Source organism: Acidaminococcus intestini DSM 21505, from assembly GCF_000425045.1.
GTDB lineage: Bacteria > Bacillota > Negativicutes > Acidaminococcales > Acidaminococcaceae > Acidaminococcus > Acidaminococcus intestini.
The window spans coordinates 18387-35714 of record NZ_AULA01000002.1 but is presented as its reverse complement, the minus strand read 5'-3'; the positions used below and the strand labels follow the sequence as shown (position 1 = coordinate 35714).

Annotated in this window: 16 protein-coding genes; 14 read left to right on the top strand and 2 right to left on the bottom strand. The window is 49.2% G+C overall.

Going from position 1 to position 17328, the window contains the following annotated elements; translation table 11 throughout:
* The first annotated feature begins 492 nt into the window (after nucleotides 1-492).
* The 13 genes from H503_RS0101195 (at nucleotide 493) to H503_RS0101130 (ending at nucleotide 11286) form a co-directional block, all read left to right on the top strand.
* Nucleotides 493-1881 (top strand): MATE family efflux transporter, encoded by a 1389-nt coding sequence (locus H503_RS0101195; RefSeq protein WP_071604132.1) that lies wholly within the window; start codon nucleotides 493-495, stop codon nucleotides 1879-1881.
* Between the two features lie 347 nt (nucleotides 1882-2228).
* Entirely contained in the window at nucleotides 2229-2363 is a 135-nt protein-coding gene (locus H503_RS12785; protein WP_021736494.1) for a hypothetical protein, read from the top strand.
* 138 nt (nucleotides 2364-2501) lie between these two features.
* Complete coding sequence (locus H503_RS0101180; RefSeq protein ID WP_016459460.1) at nucleotides 2502-3290, top strand: putative hydro-lyase; 789 nt, start codon at nucleotides 2502-2504, stop codon at nucleotides 3288-3290.
* A 64-nt stretch (nucleotides 3291-3354) separates the two neighbouring features.
* The gene (locus H503_RS0101175; protein ID WP_009015210.1) at nucleotides 3355-3897 is read left to right on the top strand and encodes an LOG family protein; all 543 of its coding nucleotides are present in this window, start codon (nucleotides 3355-3357) and stop codon (nucleotides 3895-3897) included.
* Complete coding sequence (yfcE, locus tag H503_RS0101170; RefSeq protein WP_009015209.1) at nucleotides 3894-4451, top strand: phosphodiesterase; 558 nt, start codon at nucleotides 3894-3896, stop codon at nucleotides 4449-4451. The genes H503_RS0101175 and yfcE overlap by 4 nt, the downstream gene beginning before the upstream one ends.
* 280 nt (nucleotides 4452-4731) lie before the next feature.
* Nucleotides 4732-5829 carry a glutathione S-transferase family protein gene (locus tag H503_RS0101165; protein WP_009015208.1) on the top strand — a complete coding sequence of 366 codons (1098 nt, stop codon included), beginning with the start codon at nucleotides 4732-4734 and terminating at the stop codon, nucleotides 5827-5829.
* Between the two features lie 20 nt (nucleotides 5830-5849).
* On the top strand, nucleotides 5850-7193 hold the full coding sequence (locus tag H503_RS0101160; protein ID WP_009015207.1) for an MmgE/PrpD family protein: 1344 nt from the start codon (nucleotides 5850-5852) through the stop codon (nucleotides 7191-7193).
* Entirely contained in the window at nucleotides 7190-8023 is an 834-nt protein-coding gene (locus H503_RS0101155) for a transporter substrate-binding domain-containing protein (RefSeq protein ID WP_248604821.1), read from the top strand. The genes H503_RS0101160 and H503_RS0101155 overlap by 4 nt, the downstream gene beginning before the upstream one ends.
* Before the next feature lie 54 nt (nucleotides 8024-8077).
* On the top strand, nucleotides 8078-8767 hold the full coding sequence (locus tag H503_RS0101150) for an amino acid ABC transporter permease (RefSeq protein WP_009015205.1): 690 nt from the start codon (nucleotides 8078-8080) through the stop codon (nucleotides 8765-8767).
* Nucleotides 8760-9482 (top strand): amino acid ABC transporter permease, encoded by a 723-nt coding sequence (locus tag H503_RS0101145; protein ID WP_009015204.1) that lies wholly within the window; start codon nucleotides 8760-8762, stop codon nucleotides 9480-9482. Before H503_RS0101150 ends, H503_RS0101145 begins: the two co-directional genes overlap by 8 nt.
* Nucleotides 9479-10288, top strand: a complete 810-nt coding sequence (locus H503_RS0101140) for an amino acid ABC transporter ATP-binding protein (RefSeq protein ID WP_009015203.1) — start codon at nucleotides 9479-9481, stop codon at nucleotides 10286-10288. Before H503_RS0101145 ends, H503_RS0101140 begins: the two co-directional genes overlap by 4 nt.
* A complete protein-coding gene (locus H503_RS0101135) occupies nucleotides 10267-10752 on the top strand; it encodes a GNAT family N-acetyltransferase (protein ID WP_009015202.1) in 486 nt (161 codons plus the stop codon). The genes H503_RS0101140 and H503_RS0101135 overlap by 22 nt, the downstream gene beginning before the upstream one ends.
* 99 nt (nucleotides 10753-10851) lie before the next feature.
* Complete coding sequence (locus H503_RS0101130; protein WP_009015201.1) at nucleotides 10852-11286, top strand: hypothetical protein; 435 nt, start codon at nucleotides 10852-10854, stop codon at nucleotides 11284-11286.
* Between the two features lie 478 nt (nucleotides 11287-11764).
* Here the strand turns inward: H503_RS0101130 and H503_RS0101125 are convergent, their stop codons facing one another.
* Nucleotides 11765-12943 carry a MalY/PatB family protein gene (locus H503_RS0101125; RefSeq protein WP_009015200.1) on the bottom strand — a complete coding sequence of 393 codons (1179 nt, stop codon included), beginning with the start codon at nucleotides 12941-12943 and terminating at the stop codon, nucleotides 11765-11767.
* A 603-nt stretch (nucleotides 12944-13546) separates the two neighbouring features.
* On the opposite strand from H503_RS0101125, the gene H503_RS0101115 reads away from it, so the two are divergent.
* Entirely contained in the window at nucleotides 13547-16240 is a 2694-nt protein-coding gene (locus tag H503_RS0101115) for a YadA-like family protein (RefSeq protein ID WP_248604820.1), read from the top strand.
* A gap of 64 nt (nucleotides 16241-16304) precedes the next feature.
* Here H503_RS0101115 and bioB read toward each other — a convergent pair whose 3' ends face one another.
* Entirely contained in the window at nucleotides 16305-17276 is a 972-nt protein-coding gene (gene bioB / locus H503_RS0101110; protein WP_009016193.1) for a biotin synthase BioB, read from the bottom strand.
* Nucleotides 17277-17328: the final 52 nt, after the last annotated feature.

Below are 17328 nucleotides of genomic sequence, written 5' to 3'. Positions count from 1 at the left end.
GTTCAATTCATGAACCCTTTCATGGTCTCCCACCCTGGTAAGGAAGAACAGCATATGCCGTCTCTAAGGAAAAAGATAGAACCAGATAGAGCTAATAAGAAGAAATTGCTTCCTAATTTCATGCTGTAAAACATCTTTAGGTTAATTAAAAATAAAAATATTGCTGGTCCAACAAGAAGGTCTCAAACCGAATTCGTGTCTTGATTCGGTTTGAGGCTTTCTTTATATTTTTTTTCTTTAGGTTCGATGCACGTCTTACGGTCTTTTCCCCTCCGATTTTCAGCCTCCTAGCCTCCTAAGCCAGGCGAATCGTCTTAGCCAAGGGTCATCTTTCATTTCATATCGCCCGCTTTAGCCAAGCTGCCCTAGCAGCGCCTTAGTTAACCGCTTAGGCTCCATCACCCGACTTTTCGCCCAATTTACCCCATAAATTGTTTACAAATAAATCACACAATATGGTAGAATAAGGAAATCATGGAAGCTTGGAGGAACATGGCTGTGAGAAAAAGACGCAATCTTGATATGACGCACGGACCTCTGCTTGGGAAAATTCTTCTTTTCAGTGTGCCCGTCATGCTGACAAGCCTTCTGCAGGTTGCCTTTAACGCGGCCGATGTCATTGTGGTCGGTCAGTTTGCGGGCTATAGCAGCCTTGCTGCCGTTGGCAGTTCGACATCAACCATCTTTCTCTTCATCAACATGCTGGTTGGGATTTCCGTTGGCGTCAATGTCCTCATTGCCAACTATGTTGGCGCCGGAGATAAGTACCGGGAAATTTCCCATGCCCTTCATACGGCGATGACCGTTGCCCTTGTAGGCGGTCTTATCATGGGGAGCGTTGCCATCATCTTCATTCCTTACGTCTTGCACTGGATGAGTACACCGCCGGATGTCTATGATAAAGCGCTCCTTTATATGCGTATCTATTTTTCAGGAACCCTCTTTCTCATGGCCTATAACTATGGGACGGCAGCGCTGCGCGCCATTGGTGATACGGAGCGGCCGCTTTTCTTCCTCATCATTAGTGGCGTGACGAATGTGGTGCTGAACCTCATCTTTGTCATTTTCCTGAAGCTTGATGTGGCCGGTGTAGCTCTTGCGACCATCATTAGTGAGGCCCTCAGTGCCTTCTTGGTCCTTCGCTGCCTTAGCAAGGAAACAGGGCCCTGGCGTTTTGACGTTCGGCGCCTTGCCATCCATCGCAACGCCCTTTATGACCTTTGCCGTATCGGTGTTCCTGCGGGCATCCAGGCCTGTCTTTTCAGTCTTTCCAACGTCGTCATCCAAGGCGCTATCAATACTTATGGCAGTCTGGTCGTAGCAGCTTGCGGCGCCGCGGCCAACATTGAAAACGTCATGTATATCCTCATGAATGCCTTCCATCAGGCGAGCATGACCTTTGTGGGACAAAACCTGGGCGCCGGTAAATGGGAGCGCGTGAAACGGGTTGTTACAATCTGTGTCAGCCTTGTGACCTGTGTAGGCATCATGGAGGCCATTGCCGCGCGGCTCTGGGCACCGGAAATGATTGGCCTTTTTAACAGCAACCCTGATGTCATCGCTTATGGTGTAGAACGGCTTTTGTGGGTGACCGCCCCTTATTTTGTTTTTGGCATTGCAGACGTCCTCGTTGGCAGTATCCGCGGCTTCGGGATTTCCGTTGCTCCCATGGTCGTGAACCTTTTTGCGACCTGCGTCTTCCGCCTGGGCTGGATTGCCTACCTCGGCGCCCCGAACTGCCCTGTTTCCCTTGTTTATTTGTCTTGGCCCATTTCCTGGGTTATCCTTCTTACCGTCCTTTCAAGCTACTGGTTCTACCTCTATCACAAGATGGGGCGCCTTCAAAGACGCAAAGGGGATGTGACCATGACCGTTGCCTGAGGATGCTTGTTGTTCAGAAAAATACAGATCCTAAAAAATATTGCCCTCCACATGAGAAAAGGAAATCCTATCTCGTGTGGATTTTTACTGATAAAATAGAACGGTTAAATGAAAATAAACTCAAGAAATTGGTGAAATGTGATAAGTTTTTCGAGATTAAGTAAAATTAATTACAATATAAATGAACTTGCAAATTGAAATTGTGAAGGATTTGTGAAGGCCTTTACGTGAACGAAAAGGAGCGTATAATGAAAAACATTCAAGAAAGGAATAATCAAAATCCGTTTCTTGAAGGGAAACTGATCTTCCCAGCTCATTTGAACCAATCTGAAAGGGAGGGATTCTTCATGATTAAAATGGCAGAAGAAAAGATGTTTCGTACCTGGGACCTCGTTATGGTCTTTCTAGCAACAGGTTCCTTTTCCTCAAAAAAATCTGGCATGACGGGTCCTGCCCGTCAGTGGAACGCACTCATTTCCTGAAATGAAGGCCGCTGCCTACGGGCGGCGGCCTTTGCCGCTGAAAAAAGAGTTCACAAAGCCATCAAGATAGGGTATAGTGAAAGGAGCATAAGTATATTTTACAAGGATGCCGCTTAGACGGCAAAAGGAGGCATGACAATGGACTGCAGTACCATGAAACCGACCGCTTTTCGTGAGCTTGTTCGTTCCGGCCGCTTTACAGGTCAGACTTCTGGCGTTTGCAATGGCTACGCTCAAGCAAACCTCGTCATTTTGCCCAAGGACCTGGCCTTTGATTTTCTCCTTTTTGCAACACGCAATCCCAAACCTTGCCCCATCCTTGATGTAACGGAAGTGGGAAACCCCGAGCCGCGCCTTGCCGCGCCCGGTGCCGACCTGCGCTATGACATTCCCAAATACCGCATCTATCGTCACGGCGAGATGGCAGAAGAAGTGGCCACCCTTGAACAATATTGGCGTGATGACCTTGTCGCCTTTCTTCTCGGCTGCAGCTTTTCCTTTGAAGGACCGCTCCTTGACGCGGGCCTTGAAGTACGCCACATCACGGAAGGGCACAACGTTCCCATGTATATTACGAACCGCGAATGCATCCCCGCCGGCGTCTTCCATGGACCAACTGTTGTTTCTATGCGCCCTATGAAGATGAAGGACGCCATCCGTGCCGTCCAGGTCACAAGCCGTATGCCCAACGTCCATGGCGCTCCCATTCATATGGGGGACCCTGCCGCCATCGGGATCAAGGACATCAATCATCCTGATTTTGGGGAACCAAGCACCATTGGTCCTGGGGAAATTCCTGTATTCTGGGCCTGCGGCGTAACGCCTCAAGCCGTCGCCATGGCCGTAAAACCTGAGTTTATGATTACGCATGCTCCTGGTCACATGTTCGTCACCGACCTTCTTAACTCAGAACTAAGCATTCTCTGATTACTTTGGATCCACGCCCCTTGCGGAGTGGGTCCTTTTCCTCAATTATCCAAAGGAGTTTTCTATGAATATCACCGTCTACTGTGGATCCCAGTTTGGTGCGGATCCCATTTACCAAGAAAAAGCCAAAGAACTGGGACACTGGATTGGCACAAATGGCCATACCCTCATCTATGGAGGTGGCAAGATTGGCCTTATGGGTGCCGTAGCGGACGCGGTGCTTGCCGAGGGAGGTCCCGTCATTGGGGTCATCCCGGAATTTTTGAAGACCCCGGATAAGGTCCATGACCGGCTCACAAAGCTTTATACGGTGAAAACCATGGAAGATCGCAAAAGACGGATGATCGACCTGGGCGAAGCCTTCATTGCCCTTCCCGGCGGGCCAGGAACCTTGGAAGAGATCTCTGAAATCATGAGCCTAAGACGCCTCAAAAAGTGCACCGCGCCCTGCCTCATCTACAATGTAAGCGGCTATTATGATCCTTTGGAATCCATGTGTCAGCGCATGGGCCGGCAGGAATTCATCGTTTCTGACTATGAAGAAATTGTGCTCTTTCCTCGCTGCCTCGACGAGATCCGTTATTATCTGGAGGAGGAAGAAGGATGAAGAAGATTATCGTAGCGTCTGACCTTCATGGTTCGGGTTTTTACACGAAAAAACTCATGGCAGCAGCCGCACGGGAAAAGGCGGAACGAATGCTTCTGTTGGGGGACCTGCTATACCATGGGGCCCGCAATGATCTTCCCAAAGGCTATGCCCCTAAGGAAGTCATTGCGCTACTTACGAACGCGCCTTGCCCCATATCGGCTGTACGGGGCAATTGCGACAGTGAAGTTGATCAAATGGTCCTTGCTTTCCCTATCATGGCGGATTATGCCCTCATGATGGTAGGGGAACGGACCTATTTTGTGACCCATGGCCATCATTATAACCTGAGTGCCTTGCCGCCCTTGGGCCCAGGTGATATCCTGCTCCATGGCCATACCCATGTGCCTAATTGGACGCCCTTTGGGACAGATCACTGGGTTCTCAATCCTGGGTCCGTGACCTTACCCAAAGAGAATTCGCCCCATAGCTACCTCGTCATAAAGGGCAGCAAAGTCACGTGGAAAACCCTTGACGGGGAGATTTTTCATGAGATGGATCTTACAAATTACTAGTTTTTCAGTAGGATAAGAAATCAATGCTTTATTTGTTGGCTTTTCGCAGAGGCAGTTTGATTGGCTGATGCGAAAAGCTTTTTTTGTGCGATAAAGCGCATAGAAACACGGTTTATCTCAAGCCATCCCAATAAACGGCTTTATAATCATATCATTAAGATTATTAATAATAAGAATATAGTTTATGAAAAAAATTGATTGACAAATTAGACTAAAGTGCTATGATATAGGGCATAACCAAAAACATAGAAAATATATAGGAATTAAAGGAGCGGATAAGATGAGTTTTGCAAAAGATCCTGAAATCGCAGCAGAATGGAAAAAGGTTACGGTAAAAAAAGCCATGAACCCATGCCCCATTGATTTTTCCGAGTTTCATTCCAGTAATCCCCGGGCCCATACGGTTCAAAAGGAATATGATGGACAGGACCATTCCAACTTCAATCGTCGCCAAAAATATGCTGACGACGAGGAACCGCAGTTTACGACGCCCTTTGGTGAAGGACCGGGTTTCCTTCCTGTGGAAGCGGGACGGTATCGTCTCATTTGGTCCCGCCATTGTCCGTGGGCTCATAGGATTGCCATTGCCATCGATCTGTTAGGTCTTGATCAAGTGATTTCCAAGGGGGTTGTCGATCCCCTGCGTCCTGCCGGTGTTGTTGGTGATTGGTTCTTCACCCTTGATCCCGACGGCGTTGACCCTGTTTTGAAGGTTCATTCCCTGGGGGAATGCTATCGAAAAGGCAATCCTCATTATGATCAGCGCAGCACCGTTCCTGCCATTGTTGATGTCACAACGGGCGCTGTTGTCAATAATGACTACCACGACCTTACGACGGAGCTGGAAACGGCCTGGAAAAAATACTTCCGTCCTGACGCACCGGATCTTTATCCAGAAGCCCTGCATGATGATATTGATGCCCTCAATGACATCATCTATGCTGACGTCAATCTTGCAGTCAACCTGGCAGCCCTTGTTACCAGCCAGAAGGATTATGAATTCTACTACAATAAAGTCTTTGACCGTCTGGACTGGCTGGAAAAACGTCTTAGTTCACGGCGCTACCTATTTGGCGATACCATCACCGATCCGGATATTCGGCTTTATGTGACCCTTGCCCGTTTCGATCTTGTGTTCTATCAAAAATATTATGTGAACAAAAAACGGCTCGTGGATTATCCCAATCTTTGGAATTATGCAAAGGATCTTTATTCCCATCCGGCCTTTGGAAAGAATACGGATTTTGACTCCATGCGCAAGCGTTTTTATTATGTAGATCACACGCCTTTTGAAGATTTTCCGCGCATTGTGCCTAAAGGCCCGGATATGTCAATTTGGGAAGAGCCTAATGACCGGGCGGCAAAATTCGCTAAATAAAAGCGGCAGGGGTGGAAACCATGGATGACATTACGGGAACCATTGTCCGGCTCATCAAGGAAACAGATCTGACCCATCGGGACGATCTTTTGCTGGAAGCAAGAAGAGCGTTCTTGGACTACCTCGCTTCCCTTTATCGGGCGGTAGGGAGGCAGAAAGTCAAGGCGGCGGCACACTGGGCCCAGGGGTTTGCCGGTAAGGGTCTTATGGTGGGACAGAAGGGAACCAGCTACCCCATTTTTGCTGCCTTTTATAACGGGTTTGCTTCCCATTATCTTGACCTTGATGATGCCCAATCAAATATTGCCGGTCATTTCAGTACCGTTCTTTTTTCCGTCCTCCTTTCTGTTATGGCGTCGCGGCAGTCAGTCAAAGACTTCTTGACCGCCTATGTTGTGGGCGCTGAATTGGAAGGCCTATTGGGAAGTCTTGTCAATCCCGAACATAAATGGCAGGGGTGGCATTCCACAGGAACCTTGGGCCCTTTGGGCGGCGCCTGCGCCCTAGCTAAATGGGCCCAACTTGACGAGTCTAAAACGGCGCAGCTCTTATCCCTCTGCGGCAGTCAGTCCGGCGGTCTGGGGATGCAGGCCGGCAGTGATGGAAAACCCCTTCATTCAGGCTTTGCTGCAAGAAACGCGGTCTTTGCCTTTGACCTTGTAACCGCTGTCGGGCTGTCCGCTAGGGAAACACCCTTCAATTCCCAAACGGGATGGCTGAAAACCTTTTCAGCACCAACGGGTAGTGCTGAATTTTTTGAGTCTAACTGGCTCAATAAAGGGCAGATCCTCGATCCCGGGTTATGGATGAAGACCCATCCTTACTGCAGTGCCGCCATTGGTGGGGAAGCTGCTTGTAAGAAGCTATGGCAGCAGGGTATTCGGCTCGATGACCTTCAAAAAATTGTTTTTCATTTTCCGCCTGGCGCAGATAAAGCCCTTCGCTATGAGGCGCCTCTAACAGGAGTGGAAGGGAAGTTTTCCATGGAATACGTCGCTTATCAGGTTCTGACCCAAGGGTGCGTAGAAGACCGATTCTTTGATCTGGAAAAGGTCCCGGAAAGCTTTACAAAAGCCTTACCCAGAATGCAGCGGAGCCGTGATTTGCCGCGTGTCCCCAAAAGTGTGCGCAGGATTGTTGTAACAGTCCAGACAAGATCGGGAAAGGTCATCACGGCAGAGGAATCCGCACCGCCAGGGTCGCCCAATCGACCCTTTACAGAGGAAGACCTATTTGAAAAATTGGCCCTTTCGAAGGATGAAAACTGGGCCGGAAAAGTTATGGAACAAACGAGGAATTGGCCCAAGGGGACCATGGAGTCACTTTGGCCGCTCCTAAGTGTAGAATCAGGGGAGGAAGTATGATGAAGATAAACCGCGTGAAAAAATGGACGGCTGTTTTGACCGTTGTCGCTGCTGTCGTTGCCTTGGCCGGCTGCGGAAATGATAAAAAAGAAGGGAATGTCCCCCATAAAGAGGCTCAAAAGATTGTGGTGGCCACCCGTGGAACGGCGAAACCGTTCACCTATACGGACGATAAGGGAAACCTCACCGGTTATGATGTGGAAATCCTTAAGGAAGTGGAACGCCGTGATCCGAGTCTGCATTTTGAATTCAAGGCAATGGCCGTCGATGCTGCCATTGTTGCCATGAACTCCAAACAAGTTGATGCCATCGCCAACCAAATGCGGCGCAATCCGGCTCGCGAAGGAAAGTACCTTTATACGAATGTGCCCAATAACTACACGGCTCGGAAACTTGTTGTCAAAGAAGGCTGTACGGACATCAAGAGTCTCGACGACCTCAAGGGAAAGAAGGTTGCCCTTACGGCAAATTCTGAGTTCCGCGATCTCATCAACGATCTCAATAAGAAAAATGGCAATGCCATTGAGGCCATTTACAGTGATAAGGGATCTGCGGAAAACCTGAATCTTGTTGCAACAGGACGGGCAGATGCCGCAGGAGAATATGAATATGTCGTGGCTGCGGCCCGAAAGGACAAGAATCTCCCTGTTGTTTCTGTTGGCCCCGTCTTCCAGTCTGTTCCGACCTATTTCATGTTCCGTAAGGATCCTAAGTTTGAATCCGTCATCCAAAAGATTGATAAGGTGCTAAAAGAAATGCAGGCAGACGGAACCTTGAAAAAGCTCTCCGAACAGTACCTTGGCAAGGACTACACCGTCCAGCCAAAATAAAGAACCAAGGAAAGGAGTGAAACAAAAATAGGAAGTTATTTCAGTTCAGCCTATATGCTTGCCTCGCTGCCCAAACTGGCCGGCTACCTTTCCGTAACGCTCTTTGTGACGCTCCTATCCGTTGTCCCAGGACTTATTTTGGCAGCCCTTCTGGCCGTATGGAAGGATCAGGGATCGCGCATAGTAAGTGGGGGCTATCGAATCTTTATTTCCTTTATCCGCAGTACTCCCTTTATCGTCCAACTCTTTGTTGTCTATTTTGGTGTTCCCCAGCTTCTTTCAGGTGCAGGCGTGGATGTGTCGGACCTGCCGCCCTTGCTCTTTGTTTTGGTGATCTTTGCACTCCACGTTGCTGGCTATGGGGCGGAAATCCTGCGTGGGAGCTTAGCGGCCATCCAGCCGGGAGAAAAAGAGGCCGCTGCCAGTTTAGGAATGACCGATGCCCAGATTTATCGGCGCATCGTCCTTCCTCAGGCTTTTGTGCTTTCCATCCCGCCTCTTGTGAATGAGGTCATCAGCACCCTTAAAGGCACGGCCTTGATCTTTAATGTAGGCATTGTTGATGTTATGCGCCAAGCTGAACTCATGGGCGGAAATTCCCAGCGGTATCTGGAACTATACGTGGATGTCGCCATCCTTTATGGGGCGATGATCTTTGCCCTTACCTTATTGGGACGGGCCCTTGAACATCATTTTCGGATTTCAGAAGACACCTTGACCGTGATAGGAGGAGAATATGAATAGTACAGCTTTTTTTGATCCATCCTATATTGTCTCAGGCCTCGTCTACATTTTTCCCTATCTCAAGGTGACTTTGGGACTGACTGTCAGCAGTGTTTGTCTAGGCACTTTCTGGGCCCTTTTCTGCGCTTTTCTTGAAATCCGCAGAGTCCCTCTTTTTAAGGAACTGGCCGCCCTTTATGTCCTCATCTGCCGTAGCTTGCCGAATATGGTCCTGCTCTATCTTGTCTATTATGGACTGCCCATTTTTGTTATGGCCATGGACCAAGAAGGCGTATTTCATTTTCCCGTGGAAAAAGTAACAGCCCTCCAAGTAGCTGTCGTGGGGCTCACCCTCCATACCGGGGCGTATTTAACGGAGATTTTTCGAGCTGCCTATGAAGCAGTACCGGAAGGTCAGAAAGAAGCCGCCAAATCCATTGGAATGACAGGACTTCAGGCTTTTTTTCGGGTCATCTTCCCTCAAGCAGTAACGGTGGCCCTGCCCATGTTTGCCAATCAGTTTCTTTCGACTATGAAAAGTACAAGTATCGTCTTTGTCATTACCGTAGTTGAGCTTTTTGGTGCAGCCAAATTGTTCAGCGAAGACAGTATGCGCTACTTTGAAGCCTATATGGCAGTAGCAATCCTTTATTGGCTTATGGGCGTCGGATTTGAATTTATTTTTGGGAAGATGGAAGTTAGAAGCAATCGGTTTAGAAAGGGGAATCTAGCATGATCCGCATTGAGCACGTTGAAAAAAGCTATGGGAAACGCCCGGTCCTAAAAGATGTCAGCCTTGAGGTGCCAACGGGCAGTGTGACAGTCATCATAGGCCCTTCTGGGAGTGGGAAAACGACCTTTTTGAGAACCATTAATTTTTTGGGACCCGCTGATAAAGGGACGCTTCAGCTTGATGAGGAACCCATCATTGATATGAAACGCGCCAGCAAAAAGGAAATCCTTCATGTCCGCCGCAATACGGCCATGGTTTTTCAGCTTTACAATCTTTTTTCCAATATGACCGTTCTTCAAAATGTGATGGAAGGGCTTGTGACGGTCCAGAAAATGGCCAAAAAGGAAGCCCGTGAAAAAGCCATTGCCTGCCTGCAGCAGGTCGGCATGGCAGAATATCTGAATGCCTATCCCATCCAGCTTTCAGGCGGTCAGCAGCAGCGCGTTGGCATTGCCCGGGCCCTTGCCATGAATCCTAAGGTCATCTTGTTTGATGAACCAACGAGCGCCCTGGACCCTGAAATCGTGGGAGAAGTGTTGTCTGTGATCCGAGAGATTGCCTCAAAATTAAAGATTACCATGATTATTGTGACTCACGAGATTGCCTTTGCCAGGGAAGTGGCCGATCAAGTTGTCTTTATGGAAAATGGCTATATTGTGGAGCGGGGGAGTGCCCAGGAAGTCCTCGTCCATCCGAAGGAGAAAAGGACCCGTCAGTTCCTTAGCCGGTTCCTGGCTCCGCAATGCCTTTCCTGCGATGAAATGGACCCCAAAAAGGAGGCTGCCTTGTGGTTGAATACCGCCTCTTGACTAAAGACGATGGAGATGCTTATTTTGACGTCCTCCATCGAAGCTACGCAACTGACCGGCCATATCCACTTTCTTTTGACGCCATGGATGAAACGCGGGAAGAGGCCATACAATGGCTCCAGGAAGAGCCGACCTTTGGTCTTTTTGTGGACCATAAGCTCGTGAGTGCCATTTCCCTGCGGATGCCTTGGGGGCACCATCCTGGCCCCTTTGGTGTGCCCCATATTGGACACTTCATTACGGATCCCGATGAGGCGCATCAAGGAAACGCCACTAAACTCCTTCATTATGTAGAAATAGAAATCTTGACCAAGCTGCTTCATGCACCCGCCGTGACCCTTGGTACGGCCAAGAGTCATCCTTGGCTTGCGGCGATGTACCGGCACCTTGGCTTTACGGAAGTGGGAGAAAAACAGCTTGCTGGGAAAAAGCATGTGACCGTCTATTTCAAAAAAGAACTGTAAGGGATCATCCCTCCCTGCAGTTTTCTTTTTGTCACAAATTGTCCAAATCTTTTGGGTACAATAGAGAAAACATATCTGCCAGGAAGTAGGAGGACAAAAATGATCAAGAAACAATTTATTGCAGGTGTTCTTGCCGCATCCCTTTTTGGCTTTGGCGGTGGGGTGATGACGGCTCAGGCTTTTGATTTTGGATCCGTTCTGAAACTCGGCGGTATCAGCTACCTCGTCAATCAGTTTGGCGGAGAAATCAATACCTTCATCAACAAGATTTTTTCCCAAAATGAAGTCAGTACGGACTATGCAACAAAGGTCGTGCCCATCCTCAGTATGGGGACGGGCGGCTACATCGGTGCTGTCCAGGTCGTGGGGCCAAAAGCCCAAGTGGATAAGGTAAAAGCCGTGGGCCAGCTTGAATTTAAATTCAGTAAGATTGCCCGTATCAAAGGCCTCATCCCCATTGACAACATCAATATTACAAACGTGAATCGCGTCGAAGGCGTCGGCGTCTCCGCTGTTATCGATTTTAAGCTGTAAGAGAAAAAGAAAAAGGCCGCACAGAAATGATGGAATCATTTCTGTGCGGCCTTTTTCTGTGATGATGGGGGATGGGCTAACTCGTCACTGGCAGCTCTTTTTTCTGCAGGGACAAGAAACGTACCCCCGACAACGCGATGGTCGCGCAGCAGCAATCCGTCCCTTTGCCGGGGCGGGGAACCATCAAGCGGGTGGGAAGGGGGTGCCCCGACATTACAATATGAGCGGGAGCAAGGAGCATTTTTCGATGGTTCAAGGCTCTCCGTAGGCAGGGCATTTACCATATCAGGCAGACCGCAGAACCGTGTTATTGAAAAATCAATTCGGCCTCCGGTTCCGAAGGACGGTTTGGGTCCGCACCCTTAGAGATTGTCTCTTGCGGTCTTTTGGAATCATAACATCAATCGGTGTATTTGGGCCGCCCGATTAAGAGCATATTAAATAAAAGGGTAGCCCGATTTTTGGACTGACCTTTTATTTAATTTTCCAGTGCCTTCTTTAATCTCCCAAAGGCCTCCTCAATCACAGCCCTCGGTGCCGCCATATTGAAGCGCTCGAATTGGGCGGTTTCCGGCCCGAAGATCTTTCCCGAGTCAAGCCAGAGTTTGGCTTTATCCGTAACGGCTTCTTCCAAGCCTTCATCCGAAAGACCATATCCGGAAAAGTCAATCCATACAAGATAGGTGCCTTCGGGATCGGTCATGACTGCTTGAGGAAGGTTCTTCTTGACAAAGTCCCTCGTCCAGTCGATATTGCCCTTGATGTAGGCTACAAGTTCCTTTACCCAGGCGTCCCCTTTGGTGTAGCAGCTTTTTACGGCAATCTGCCCCATAATGCTGCCCTGACTGTAGCCAGACGCGGCATTGGCCCGGCGATACGCTTGGCGGAGTGTTTCATCAGGGATGATGATATTTCCCGGTTGGAAGCCTGCAACGTTGAATGTTTTGCTGGGCGATGTAAAGACGGCGAGGTTCCTGCGATATTTTTCATCAAGGGTCAGGAAACTTGTGAAGTGATGGGGCGCATAGACAAAATCGCAGTGGATCTCGTCGCAGAGGATGATGACATGGTGGGTAAGGCAAAGGTCTCCTAGGCGTTCCAGCTCTTTTCGTGACCAGACGCGTCCCACAGGATTATGGGGACTGCAAAGGAGCAGGGCTTTCACGTTGTGGGCGATCATCTTTTTTTCTACATCGTCAAAGTCAATCGTATAGCGGCCTCCTTCATTACGAAGCTGGCTATTGACAAAGACGCGGCCATTATCTTCAATGACTTCACGAAAAGGGTAGTAGACCGGCTGCTGAATCAAAATCGCGTCATTTGGGCGTGTAAAGGCCTTGATGGCTGTAGCAAGACCATAGACGACGCCGCAGCCCACTGTCACCCATTCAGGTTTGATGTGGTACCCGTGGTGGCGGGAAAACCAGCCATCCAAGGCTTCGTAGTAGTCCGCGTCAGGGTCGGTATAACCAAAGATTCCGTGATCGATACGGGCGTGAAAATCAGCGAGGATATCCTTTGGGAGAGCAAAATCCATATCAGCAACCCACATGGGAAGAAGGTCCGTACGGCCTTTTCGGGCAAGACCAAAATCATATTTGAGGCAGCTTGTTCCGTGTCGGTTCACCAATTCGTCAAAGGGGCTGTTGGGAGCCATTGTGCATCCTTCTTTCCTACTAATTATGTGTGATACATCCTATCATATCGGGGAACACTTTTTCTGTCAATGAATCGCAGGCAGCTTAACTTTTTTAGCTAAGAATAACTTTTTGCTGAAATGTGATATTAAATATCGCAAAAGATTAAATAAATAGCGATAAACAAACTAATATAATATAAAATATAAATATAATTTAAAATAAAATTTAACCGTGATTAATCTAAAATTATCCGTAATATTTACAAAATCATAAAGTTAATATATACTATCAATTAAATAAAGGCCTTTTTTGAGAAAAAGAACCGATAGCCATTTAAAATTATCAATAAAAAACAATGGCTTGTTCGTGAGAATGCCGCTTTGGAGAGCGGTATAAAAAACATACTCCGGATGGGGGAAGGGCTTTACCATGAAGCACTGGGGAAAAGGGTTACCCATACTTACCTTTTATCACCACGGCCATATGAATGGAATTTCAGGACCAAATAATCCAGGGACTATCATCCATACGGTCTTTTGTGCTGTAAATCGTGAAGCGGTTTGTATTTCTGCCGATGGGACCAACAAAAGGGCCATTTTTCAGTGAGAGGAGTCATGACAATGAAACAACACAAGAACCTTTTAACCAAGGGAACGCTCGCCGCTGCCGTGCTTGCCATGGTTTTTGCTGGTACGGCTTATGCCGCTGACACGGCGACCGGTACCGGAAATGGAGTTGCCCAAGGAACCAATTCACAAGCAACGGATGCTACGGATACAGCAGTTGGAAAAACTGCGAAAGCGACGGGAAAGGGAAGTACGGCGATTGGCAACGGTGCCGCTGCGTCCGGGGCTAATTCGGTAGCAGAAGGAAACGGTGCCACTGCATCTGGGGTTAATTCGGTAGCAGAAGGCTACCAAGCGAAAGCAAGTGCTTCAAGTGCCTTGGCTGTGGGAAATGGCGCAAATGCAACGGCAGAAAACGCTGCCGCTTTTGGTGCGTTGTCCCGAGCCATAGGAATCGGCAGTGTTTCGCTGGGTGCTAGTTCAACGGCTAATTCAGAGGGAACCGTGGCGTTGGGCAGAAGTTCGTTCGCCGATGGAAAATCCTCTATAGCGATTGGTGATTATGCCCAGGTAAAATCCAATGGATATTCCCTAACCAGTATCGCTATCGGTCGAAATGCCTACGTCCTCAACGGAACGGGACAGCAGGAATACGAATTCAGCTTTAACAAGGATTCTTGGATAAAGACGAGTAGTGGTTTTTTTAGTTACAAGTATGATCCCAAAGAGGGAACGGATGCACTAGATCGACTTCCCGGCGGCATTGCAATCGGCACCAATGCCTATGCCCGTACGGGTTCTGTGGAAATCGGCAGTCATACTATGCAGGGGATGACTATGGCTGGAACGACTGTTGATAAGACATCGGCGAATATCATTGACATGACGACCATCGGTACGAACTCATACAACAAAGGTATGATGGCGACCATCGTCGGTGCCTATTCCATCAATACCGGAGACTTTGATGGCAGCGGTGGGTTTAATAGCCTTTCTTACGGTTCGCAGAACATGGGGTCCGTCCTCATTGGGTCCTTGAACCAGAACCGTTCCAAGGGAAATGGCGGCTATAGTGGCATTGCCAATACGATGGTCGGCGTTGCCAACATTGCAGAAAACGCGAATGGGGCACTCATTTACGGGGCGGGAAACAAGATTACGAATTCCAATAGTTACATCAACTTTAGTGGAAATACTGGCGCTGATTCGGCAGACGACCTGTTGGATAAACTTGCCACTGCGGTAAAAAATAGCGATGCTGGTGGAGCGGTTCTTGCCATTGGCGGCGGCAACACGGCAGATTACGCAAAGCATTCGATGATGATTGGCGTCAATACCACGCTTACTGGTACACAGAGCGATGTAAGTGAATTCAACATGATCAATGGGTTTGATGTGACGGCAAAAAATGTTGATCATGTGACGTCCATCGGGTACAAGAATACAATCAGTGATTCGAGTACGGTCCAGCTTATAGGCGACAACCGGAAATTGACAAATGTTAAGAACTCCGTGATTCTCGGCTCTGCCGAAAGCGAAATGGAACTGACCGCTTCGAAGGCCACCATCCTTGGCTACAATGCGAACGTACAGGCTGAAGGCGGCGTGGCTCTGGGTGCCGGATCCATTTTGAATGACTCGGAATCGGGATTGGATCAGTCCGGGTATAATCCGGCGACGAAGACAAACTCCACCGACACAAGCTACATTTGGCGTCCGACCCTAGCTGCTGTGTCTGTTGGTGTCAGCGGCACGGATACGCGCCGCATTACGAATGTCGCTGCCGGCATCAATGATACGGATGCGGTCAACGTGGCCCAGCTGAAACAGGTGGCAGGCAGCGCCGGCGGTTCGGCAAACCTCATTGCCGGCGACGGCATCAAGCTCGTCAAGGGTACCGACGGCTCCTGGACAATCAGCACGAACTTCGAGAACTCTGGCTCGGATGAAGTGACGTATAAGGATGCGACGAACACGGGGGATACGACCAACACGGACAGTGGCACGACTTCGGACACAGGCAAGGCGGCTGTCATCGAAACGAAACTTACGGCCGATGACGGCAATACGACAAGCCTTGGGGACAATAATGACAATCAGCTTGGCATCAAGGGCGACGGCGAAAACATCAAGACCAGCGTCAGTGGCAGTGATGTGAAGGTTGCCCTCAGCAAGGACCTTAGCGTAAGCAGCATCACCATCAATAACGGCGGCCCGACCATCAACGAGGGCGGCATCGACATGAACAATACGAAGATCACCAATATCGCCGACGGGGATGTCTATGAAGGCTCCAAGGATGCCGTGAACGGCGGCCAGCTGTGGAGCGTCCAGCAAGGCATGAATGGACGCATCAGCCGCCTTGATACGAAAATCAATCGTGTCGGTGCCGGTGCAGCGGCCTTGGCAAACCTTCATCCCCTTGATTTTGATCCTGACGACAAGTGGAGTTTCTCCACTGGCTTTGGGAACTATCGCAATGCCAATGCCCTGGCTGTCGGTGCCTTTTATCGCCCCGATGAAAAGAGTATGGTAAACATCAGCGGTACCTTTGGCAACGGCGAAAACATGGTTGGTCTGGGTGCAAGCTTCAAGCTTGGCAAGGAATCCTCCGTGACAAAGGGAAATCTCCAAAAGACCATTACAAACCTCCAGACGCTTGTGGCAAGTCAGGATAAAGCCATGAAAGCGCAAAATGAAAAAATCGCCAAGCTGGAAGCCATAGTGGCCCAGCTCATGGCAAAATAAGCTCACCAAAAACAAAAAAACTCCGCCCTTCGGGGACGGAGTTTTTTGTTTTTGGATGATGTGATCAGTGGTTGACTAGGCCAAGGCGGGCAATCATTTCCATGTCTTCTTTGATGGTTGTACCGCTTGTGGTAAGCATATTTCCCGTAATGGAAGCAGATGCACCGTGAAGCAGGGCCGATTCCCCGTTATCAGGAAGCAGCTTCCGGCCTGCGGCAAGACGGATGTTTGCCGTCGGGTTAATGAAGCGGAAGAGGGCGATGGTCCGCAGGATGTCTTCGGCAGGAAGGGAAGGGCGGCCTTCCATCCCTGTTCCGGGAATGGCCATAAGGGCATTGATGGGGATGGACTCGATGCCGAGCTCTTGAAGGGTAAAGGCCATATCGATGCGGTCCTGCCAAGTTTCTCCCATGCCGATGATGCCGCCGGAGCAAACACAGAAACCCGCGCGCTGGGCGGCCTTGATGGTGCGGATGCGGTCATCGAAGGTATGGCTCGTGCAGATATGAGGGAAAAAGCGGCGGCTGGTTTCAATGTTATGATGGTAGCTTGTGACGCCGGACGCAAAAAGGCGGCGCAGCTGGTCTTCGCTTAAGATGCCATGGGACGCGCAGAGGTCAATCGTCAGGTCTTTTTTCATGGCCTTGTAGATGGAAAGCGCTTTATCGAAATCCTTTCCCGTGAGGGCGCGGCCGCTCGTGACCATGGCAAAGCGGTTGGCACCGGCGTCCTGGTCCATTTTGGCCGTTTCCATGATGGTCTTTTCGTCAAGAAAATCGTATTCTTCACAGCTTGTGTGATGGCAGGCAGCTTGGGCGCAGTATTTGCAGTTTTCGCCGCAGCGTCCGCTTCGAGCATTGATGATGGTGCAGAAATCAACATGGTTGCCGCAAAAATGGCGCTGTAGGGCGCCGGCACCTTCTTGAAGTGCTGCAAGCGGCATGGTCAGCATATCCTGAACAAAGGCATCGTCTTTCTTGAGGCGATAGCCATCGATGATGGATTGTGTCATGGTTTTGATCGTTTGATCTGACATGGTCTCATAACCTCCCTTAATTGTACAGGTATCAGTATAACGAAAAAGAAAA

Bases quoted from the DNA above. Each gene is read 5' to 3' on its own strand.
- H503_RS12785 (WP_021736494.1), top strand. From the start codon at position 2,229: ATGATTAAAATGGCAGAAGAAAAGATGTTTCGTACCTGGGACCTCGTT.
- H503_RS0101115 (WP_248604820.1), top strand. From the start codon at position 13,547: ATGAAACAACACAAGAACCTTTTAACCAAGGGAACGCTCGCCGCTGCC.
- H503_RS0101130 (WP_009015201.1), top strand. From the start codon at position 10,852: ATGATCAAGAAACAATTTATTGCAGGTGTTCTTGCCGCATCCCTTTTT.
- H503_RS0101180 (WP_016459460.1), top strand. From the start codon at position 2,502: ATGGACTGCAGTACCATGAAACCGACCGCTTTTCGTGAGCTTGTTCGT.
- H503_RS0101140 (WP_009015203.1), top strand. From the start codon at position 9,479: ATGATCCGCATTGAGCACGTTGAAAAAAGCTATGGGAAACGCCCGGTC.
- H503_RS0101195 (WP_071604132.1), top strand. From the start codon at position 493: ATGGCTGTGAGAAAAAGACGCAATCTTGATATGACGCACGGACCTCTG.
- bioB (WP_009016193.1), bottom strand. From the start codon at position 17,276: ATGTCAGATCAAACGATCAAAACCATGACACAATCCATCATCGATGGC.
- H503_RS0101145 (WP_009015204.1), top strand. From the start codon at position 8,760: ATGAATAGTACAGCTTTTTTTGATCCATCCTATATTGTCTCAGGCCTC.
- yfcE (WP_009015209.1), top strand. From the start codon at position 3,894: ATGAAGAAGATTATCGTAGCGTCTGACCTTCATGGTTCGGGTTTTTAC.
- H503_RS0101150 (WP_009015205.1), top strand. From the start codon at position 8,078: ATGCTTGCCTCGCTGCCCAAACTGGCCGGCTACCTTTCCGTAACGCTC.
- H503_RS0101175 (WP_009015210.1), top strand. From the start codon at position 3,355: ATGAATATCACCGTCTACTGTGGATCCCAGTTTGGTGCGGATCCCATT.
- H503_RS0101125 (WP_009015200.1), bottom strand. From the start codon at position 12,943: ATGGCTCCCAACAGCCCCTTTGACGAATTGGTGAACCGACACGGAACA.
- H503_RS0101160 (WP_009015207.1), top strand. From the start codon at position 5,850: ATGGATGACATTACGGGAACCATTGTCCGGCTCATCAAGGAAACAGAT.
- H503_RS0101155 (WP_248604821.1), top strand. From the start codon at position 7,190: ATGATGAAGATAAACCGCGTGAAAAAATGGACGGCTGTTTTGACCGTT.
- H503_RS0101165 (WP_009015208.1), top strand. From the start codon at position 4,732: ATGAGTTTTGCAAAAGATCCTGAAATCGCAGCAGAATGGAAAAAGGTT.